The organism is candidate division WWE3 bacterium (assembly GCA_026396615.1).
Lineage (GTDB): Bacteria > Patescibacteriota > WWE3 > JAPLWK01 > JAPLWK01 > JAPLWK01.
Window position 1 is genome coordinate 31029 of the sequence record JAPLWK010000010.1, and the last position, 6198, is coordinate 37226.

The 6198-nt window shown below is 43.7% G+C and carries 8 protein-coding genes; 6 read left to right on the forward strand and 2 right to left on the reverse strand.

What is annotated here, in order from left to right:
- The first annotated feature begins 6 nt into the window (after positions 1-6).
- From NT141_03135 to NT141_03150, 4 genes are all read left to right on the forward strand, one after another.
- Positions 7-636 (forward strand): hypothetical protein, encoded by a 630-nt coding sequence (locus NT141_03135; protein MCX6784038.1) that lies wholly within the window; start codon positions 7-9, stop codon positions 634-636.
- On the forward strand, positions 570-1811 hold the full coding sequence (locus NT141_03140; protein ID MCX6784039.1) for a DUF4012 domain-containing protein: 1242 nt from the start codon (positions 570-572) through the stop codon (positions 1809-1811). Before NT141_03135 ends, NT141_03140 begins: the two co-directional genes overlap by 67 nt.
- Before the next feature lie 2 nt (positions 1812-1813).
- Positions 1814-2404 (forward strand): DNA repair protein RecO, encoded by a 591-nt coding sequence (gene recO / locus NT141_03145; protein ID MCX6784040.1) that lies wholly within the window; start codon positions 1814-1816, stop codon positions 2402-2404.
- Positions 2405-2488: 84 nt separating this feature from the next.
- Positions 2489-3856, forward strand: coding sequence for a glycine--tRNA ligase (locus tag NT141_03150; GenBank protein MCX6784041.1), 1368 nt, complete (start codon positions 2489-2491; stop codon positions 3854-3856).
- A 7-nt stretch (positions 3857-3863) separates the two neighbouring features.
- Here the strand turns inward: NT141_03150 and NT141_03155 are convergent, their stop codons facing one another.
- Positions 3864-5111, reverse strand: a complete 1248-nt coding sequence (locus NT141_03155) for a hypothetical protein (protein ID MCX6784042.1) — start codon at positions 5109-5111, stop codon at positions 3864-3866.
- Positions 5112-5120: 9 nt separating this feature from the next.
- The gene (locus NT141_03160; protein ID MCX6784043.1) at positions 5121-5339 is read right to left on the reverse strand and encodes a hypothetical protein; all 219 of its coding nucleotides are present in this window, start codon (positions 5337-5339) and stop codon (positions 5121-5123) included.
- Positions 5340-5452: 113 nt separating this feature from the next.
- Here NT141_03160 and mraZ point away from each other — a divergent pair, with 113 nt between their 5' ends.
- The gene (gene mraZ / locus NT141_03165; protein MCX6784044.1) at positions 5453-5863 is read left to right on the forward strand and encodes a division/cell wall cluster transcriptional repressor MraZ; all 411 of its coding nucleotides are present in this window, start codon (positions 5453-5455) and stop codon (positions 5861-5863) included.
- Positions 5856-6198: 16S rRNA (cytosine(1402)-N(4))-methyltransferase (mraW, locus tag NT141_03170; GenBank protein ID MCX6784045.1), on the forward strand; the 343-nt coding region annotated here is incomplete at its 3' end. The genes mraZ and mraW, both read left to right, overlap by 8 nt.

Sequence of the window (6198 nt, forward strand, 5' to 3'; positions counted from 1 at the left end):
GATTTCATGACTGTCAATTCGAGTAGTTCGATTACCAAAAAACGTCGAAAGTTCCCCAAAAAGGCTCTGATTATCGTTGGTGCCGTTTTAGTTTTCTTGGTTATCTTTGCTTTTTTTGGTGCGGTCACTCCCGCCACTAAGATGTTGGGAACCGCTAAAACGTTACGTGACGAGGCGAGGCTGCTTAAAGATGCCGCGGCGACTCAAGATTTAGATCAAATTAAAACCCAGTTAACCGCCACTAATGCCACTCTTAGCATTCTTCAGAGTCAGTTTAAGGGGTTTGGTTGGATGCAGGTGGTACCGTTTGCGGCTGCTTACTACAGTGATGCTACCCATGGTCTAAAGGCGGCGATGGCCGGAGTCGATGCTGGTCTTAAAACCGTCGACGCCATTTACCCTTACGCCGGGACGATTGGACTTAAAACTAACAAAACCGAGGCTTTTGGGAGCATTAAAGAAAAAATTGCGGAACTTCTAGTAGTCGGTCCTCAAATATCACAAAATCTGGGGCCTGTCCGAGCTGATCTTGACGTTGTCAGCACCGAACTTAACTATATCAATCAACTTTGTCGGAAGCGAGATCGGCGGTCGTTGGTATCGACACGGCTTTCCCTGACATTCAAGCGGCTTTAAATACACTTCCGGCAGCTCTAGGGACAGATGGCACGCCCAAAACCTACGTCCTGATTTTCCAAAATGATAAAGAATTACGGCCAACCGGTGGTTTTTGGACGGCTTATGCTTTAGTTACCTTTAAAAATGGCCAACTGATCGATGTTAAATCAAACGACATGTACAATTTAGACGCTCAAATCGGGCTTCGGAATCATCCGGCTCCGCCAGCTTTCTTCAAAGGCTTTTTAGATGTTGATTATTTTTACGCCAGGGATGCCAATATTTCACCGGACTTCGTTGTTTCCGCCCAAAAGTTTCAGGACTTCTGGAAGCTAGCCGGCAACGCCCCTGTCGCGGGAATCTGGGCGATGGATACCTATGTACTACAAGAGTTATTAAGCGTTCTTGGTCCCATTAAGACCGGCGGTTATGATCAACCATTCGATCAAAATAATGTCGTTGAAAGGATGGAAACTTATGCCAATGTACTTCTTAAAGAGCAGGCCGGTCGAAAAGATCTTATTGGGGAACTAATGAACTCTATAATGGGTAAGGCTTTTACCGCCTCTCAAAAAGACTATCCAAAATTAATCTCTGCTGCTGTTAAACTCCTGGCTCAAAAGCACATCTTATTATCATTTAATAACTCCGGAGTTCAAGCGATCGTTTCCAAATACAATTTATCGGGTCAGGTTATACCATATATAGGTGATTATCTATATGTTAATGATGGTAATTTTGGTGGCATGAAAGCGAACTGGTTTGTGACTGAGCAAATTAGTAAAACCACCACTGTTGACAATGGCAAGCTTCACAGCGTGGTCACTATTAATTACCAAAATCCCGGAGCTTACAACGTGAATTGGAACACCGGCTACAAAGACATTGTGCGGGTCTACGTGCCTCAAGGTAGTAAGCTTCTTAGTTCTTCCGGCTCTGTTACACCAGTCACCGCGGCTGACGAACTCGGGAAGGCATATTTTTTGGCTAGCGTCCTGGTTAAACCAGACGGTGGTACAGCGTCGCTCACTTTCACTTACACTTTGCCAAGCACCATTTCGTCAACCGGAGCTTACAAATTATTAATTCAGAAGCAGCCGGGAACCGGGGCCACTCCGGTCACCGTCTCCACAAATGGCAAGACTCAGAAAGTAACTCTAGAAACCGATCAGGAAATAACCGCTAACCTCTAAACGTGGCTCAGACCTTCCTCGTCACCGGCGTCATTATCAAGCGGAGTAATTACCGGGAAGCCGATAAGTGGTTAACTTTAATCACTCGCGAAAAAGGAAAAATCCGGGTTTTAGCCAAGGGTCTTCGTAAGTTATCGTCAAAACGGGGCGGTAAACTGGAGCTTTTTAATTTAGTTCGTCTGCAAGTGGCGCCAGGCAAAGCTTATCTCGTTGCGGCTGAGGTCGAGACTTTGGAAACTTTTCCTAAATTTCGTCAAGATTTAGCCAAGTTGTCGCTTGTTTTCACTTTTGCCGAAATTGTTGATGTTCTTACCGCTGAGGAACAGGTCAACGTGAACTCACTGGGACTTCTCACGAATTTTCTAAGGCAATCTGAAAGTTTGTCGCAAACCGACTTAGAGGAGCTGCTAACTCGGTCGCTGGGTGAGCTTTTAAAGAATTTAGGCTTTTGGGACGGTCTTTATCTTCAAGAAAAGATGACTAAACTCAGTTTTATAGAGTCTTATGTAGAAACGATTACAGAAAAGCGACTGCGATCATCAAAGGCTTTAGCTACGTCGTCTCCCGCCTTCGCTAAAGCTTCGGCGGATTGATGGTTGGTGTTTTTTCGTTGACAGACCGCCTCGTTATTGTTACCGTAGAATCTAATGTCTGATTCATCTAAAGAACCTTCAAAAATGGATAAAATTGTTTCGCTGTGCAAGCGGCGCGGTTTTGTGTTTCCGTCGTCAGAAATTTATGGCGGCTTCGCGGCCGTTTACGATTACGGTCCGTACGGAGCAGAATTAGCCCGTAATATTCGAGATTTTTGGTGGCAAGAGATGGTCCAAAATCGGGAAGACGTCGTGGGGCTAGATGCAGCCATCTTTATGCTGCCAAAAGTTTGGGTGGCCTCCGGGCACGTTGGCGGCTTTTCTGATCCACTTGTCGAGTGTAAAAATTGTCACACTCGCAGTCGAGTTGACCATTTGCTCGAAGACGTGGATGTAAAAGCAGACGAGAAAATGTCGGAAGAGGAAATCAACAAAGTGTTTATCGAAAATAAGGCAAAAGTTAAATGCCCGTCTTGCGGCAAAAATGATTTCACGGAGACGAAAAAATTTAATCTGTTAGTGCAGTCAAACTTGGGAAACTTCAGCGGTGACTGGACAAAAGAGCCTGTTTACTTGCGGGGAGAGACTTGCCAGGGAATCTATGTCAACTTCAAAAACGTCCTCAACTCTTCACGCGTCTCGGTTCCATTCGGAATAGCGCAGATAGGTAAAGCTTTTCGGAATGAAATTACCGCTCGGCAATACATCTTTCGCACTCGCGAATTTGAGCAAATGGAGATGGAATACTTCACGTCACCGGAAACAGAAATGGAGGAGTACGAAAAGCTGCGACAACTTCGTTGGAATTATTACTTAAAAATGGGAATTAAAGAGGAGAATTTAAAATGGCATAAGCATGAGAACCTCGTCTTCTATGCCAAAGAAGCCTATGACATTGAATATAATTATCCATTTGGCTTTAAAGAATTAGAGGGAATTCATGCGCGGGGTGATTACGATCTTACTCAACACGCTAAATTTTCCGGCGAAGACTTTACTTACACCGATCCTAATGATCAAACGGTTAAATACGTGCCCCACATCATTGAATCTTCTGTCGGAGTCGGTCGCACTTTACTAGCTATCTTAAGCGATTCCTATACCGAGGAAGTAATTAAAGAAGGGGAGACTAGAATAGTCCTTAAAATTCTGCCAAAACTCGCGCCAGTTAAAGTGGCCATCTTCCCGTTACTAAAGAATAAACCGGAATTAGTCGCCAAAGCTCAGTCAGTTTATGATGATCTTAAGGGTCACTTTATGTGTGAATTTGATGACAATGGTAACGTTGGCAAGCGCTACCGTCGTCAGGACGAAATTGGAACTCCTTGGTGTGTTACCGTAGACTTTCAGACTTTAGAGGACGATACAGTGACTATAAGGGATCGTGATTCGATGGAGCAGGATCGGGTAAAATTGTCAGAGATCCTATGTTTCGTAAACTCTAGATTATAGTTCTGTTCTAGTTTCTAACAGCATTAAGTTTGTTGACGTTTAACTTGGCAGTTTTTCCTTCGTAATTTATATCCAGATCTTCTCCAAGGGCGTGGCCTAAGATTCTCTCCGCAATTGTTGGGTCAGTTTCAGCTTTGTCTTCAATCATTTTAAAAACTTTCTCAGCTAGCTGTTTTGGAACCATTAAAAACATTCTTTGGACGCCGCTCCGTTCCTGGCGATCAATGCTTGTGACGCGATAAGTTAGCTCAATAATTTCCATATTTGGATCCATCTTGATGGATGGTCTCTTTTCCGATGAATACGGTTGTAGTTCGTTGTAGTTTGAAATTAATCTTACTCGGGATTCTCCGGTCTCCAGTCTGTTGTTATTGGCTGTCGATGGGAAATTTCCATCTATTGTCTCTTGGATTTGATCAGCTTGATGCTCATCTACATTAATCAGACCTCTATTTCTGTATCCACCAGTGTTTAGAACTCCTCCAGGCTCTTTACGATTATTCACAAATCCCGTGCCAATTTTACTTGTCAGAGCCTCTTTAATTTCGTTAATAATGATTAATTCAGTTTGTTTCTCCACCTTCCCAAAAGCCGCATCGATGCTAAGTAATTTCGAATCTTGTGGTGTTTTAATGCCCTCTGCCGCAGTTGATCTTAGAACCGGGGTTGGTTTTGGCACCACTGCTTTTGGAGCTTGGGATGTAGCCGCTTGACCCTTAAGAAGATTTCGGAGCCAGTGAGCCTGGTCTCGGAGCTCGTGTCCTTTGCTCTGAATACTGGCGATTAATTCGGTTTTTTTAATTTGTGAATTCAACCTTTGTTCTTCAGCTAACTCCATCAGTAAACTATGAGCGATGGCCAGTTCAATTAAAGTGTGCGGATCCGACGTGTTGCCGATCAGTTTGGGGTCAGCCAGTTCTTCCAGAAATTGCTGGCCGGTTTTTTGACGGGTTAACTCCTTGAAATCATGTTCAATTCTGGCTAGTTCTTTGGGAATGGGGTTTTCATATTTTTTCGACAAGAAGCCTGTTTCCTTTGTGTCTTCTGCGATCGCTTGGATGCGGTCACTGTAACTGGCCATAAACCCGGTTTGACGGGCTAAGGCTTCGGCGGCTTCAAGATCATGAGACCTCGAAACGCTCTCCGATCTTTGAGTAATACCATTAACCCCCAGTGGCATTTCAGATTTTCCTGTTTCACCACTTGCTAATTTAGCTTCAATAACGTCATTTCTGATTTTTCCTTCACCCATCATAAAATTAGTCTAAATCGTGGCAAAGTATTTTTCTATAACCTTATCTATTTCTGGGAAGAGGAGGGCTAAGTTAACTACGTGAGCCTTAAAATTTAAATCAGACCGCTCAATTTTATCTAAATCCACTGTTGCTTCAGCAATTTCTTGAGCTCTCTCCACCGTCATTCGGTTTTCTAAGTATTCAGTCTTAATAAATTCACCAACCACAGTTTTTAAATCAGAGTTCATAACGACTTTAGTGTAGGCCGAATCGATATGTTACGTCAACTATTGACAAAAGGTGGTTTCAGCTATTAAATGGTGAAAGTTACCTATTGACTGGTGAAAAATGGTGAATTAATATGAAGTTGTTTCTTGGAGAATATCAACAAAATTTTATAGGAACTCGTTTAGCCATTCCTAAGAAACTAAGGGAGCAAGTTGAGGGGGAGAACTTTATTTTAGCCAAGGGTTTTGAGAAGTGTCTCTTTGGGTATTCGGTAAATACTTGGGAAAAGATGTCTGCTCAGCAAGAAACGGCTCTTATTTCAGACAGTAAAGCTCGGGATTTGCGTCGTTACCTATATTCTGGAGCCCAGGAACTGCAATTTGACGCGCAAGGACGGGTCGTTGTCCCCGAATCGCTGCGTACTTACGCTGATTTAGGGGAAGAAGCGGTAGTGATTGGGGCCGGAGATCATTTTGAAATTTGGGATGCCAAGTTTTGGAAGTCGCACCTAACTGCCTTGGAGGCGACTATTCGAAATGGATGAGCATATACCGGTTTTACTTAACGAAGCCGTTGACGCCTTGAATGTCAAAGCTAACGGCTGCTACGTTGACTGCACGTTTGGCTTCGGCGGTCACTCTTTGGAAATACTGAAGCGGGGAGGTCAAGTTTTGGGTTTGGATGTTGAAGAGGCGGGATTTATAGAAGCTCAAAGTTCCAAGATCCAAGTTCCAATACGGGATTTGACTTTTAGGAAGGCGAATTTTGTGGAATTGGGTGAGGTTTTGTTGGAAATCGGTTGGGGTAGTGTCAACGGCGTTCTCTTAGACTTAGGGACGAGTTCATGGGAGTTGGAAAAGTCGGGGCGAGGTTTTAGTT

Coding starts and splice junctions, on each gene's coding strand:
- NT141_03135 (MCX6784038.1), top strand. CDS start 7: ATGACTGTCAATTCGAGTAGTTCGATTACCAAAAAACGTCGAAAGTTC.
- NT141_03150 (MCX6784041.1), top strand. CDS start 2,489: ATGGATAAAATTGTTTCGCTGTGCAAGCGGCGCGGTTTTGTGTTTCCG.
- NT141_03155 (MCX6784042.1), bottom strand. CDS start 5,111: ATGATGGGTGAAGGAAAAATCAGAAATGACGTTATTGAAGCTAAATTA.
- NT141_03160 (MCX6784043.1), bottom strand. CDS start 5,339: ATGAACTCTGATTTAAAAACTGTGGTTGGTGAATTTATTAAGACTGAA.
- mraZ (MCX6784044.1), top strand. CDS start 5,453: ATGAAGTTGTTTCTTGGAGAATATCAACAAAATTTTATAGGAACTCGT.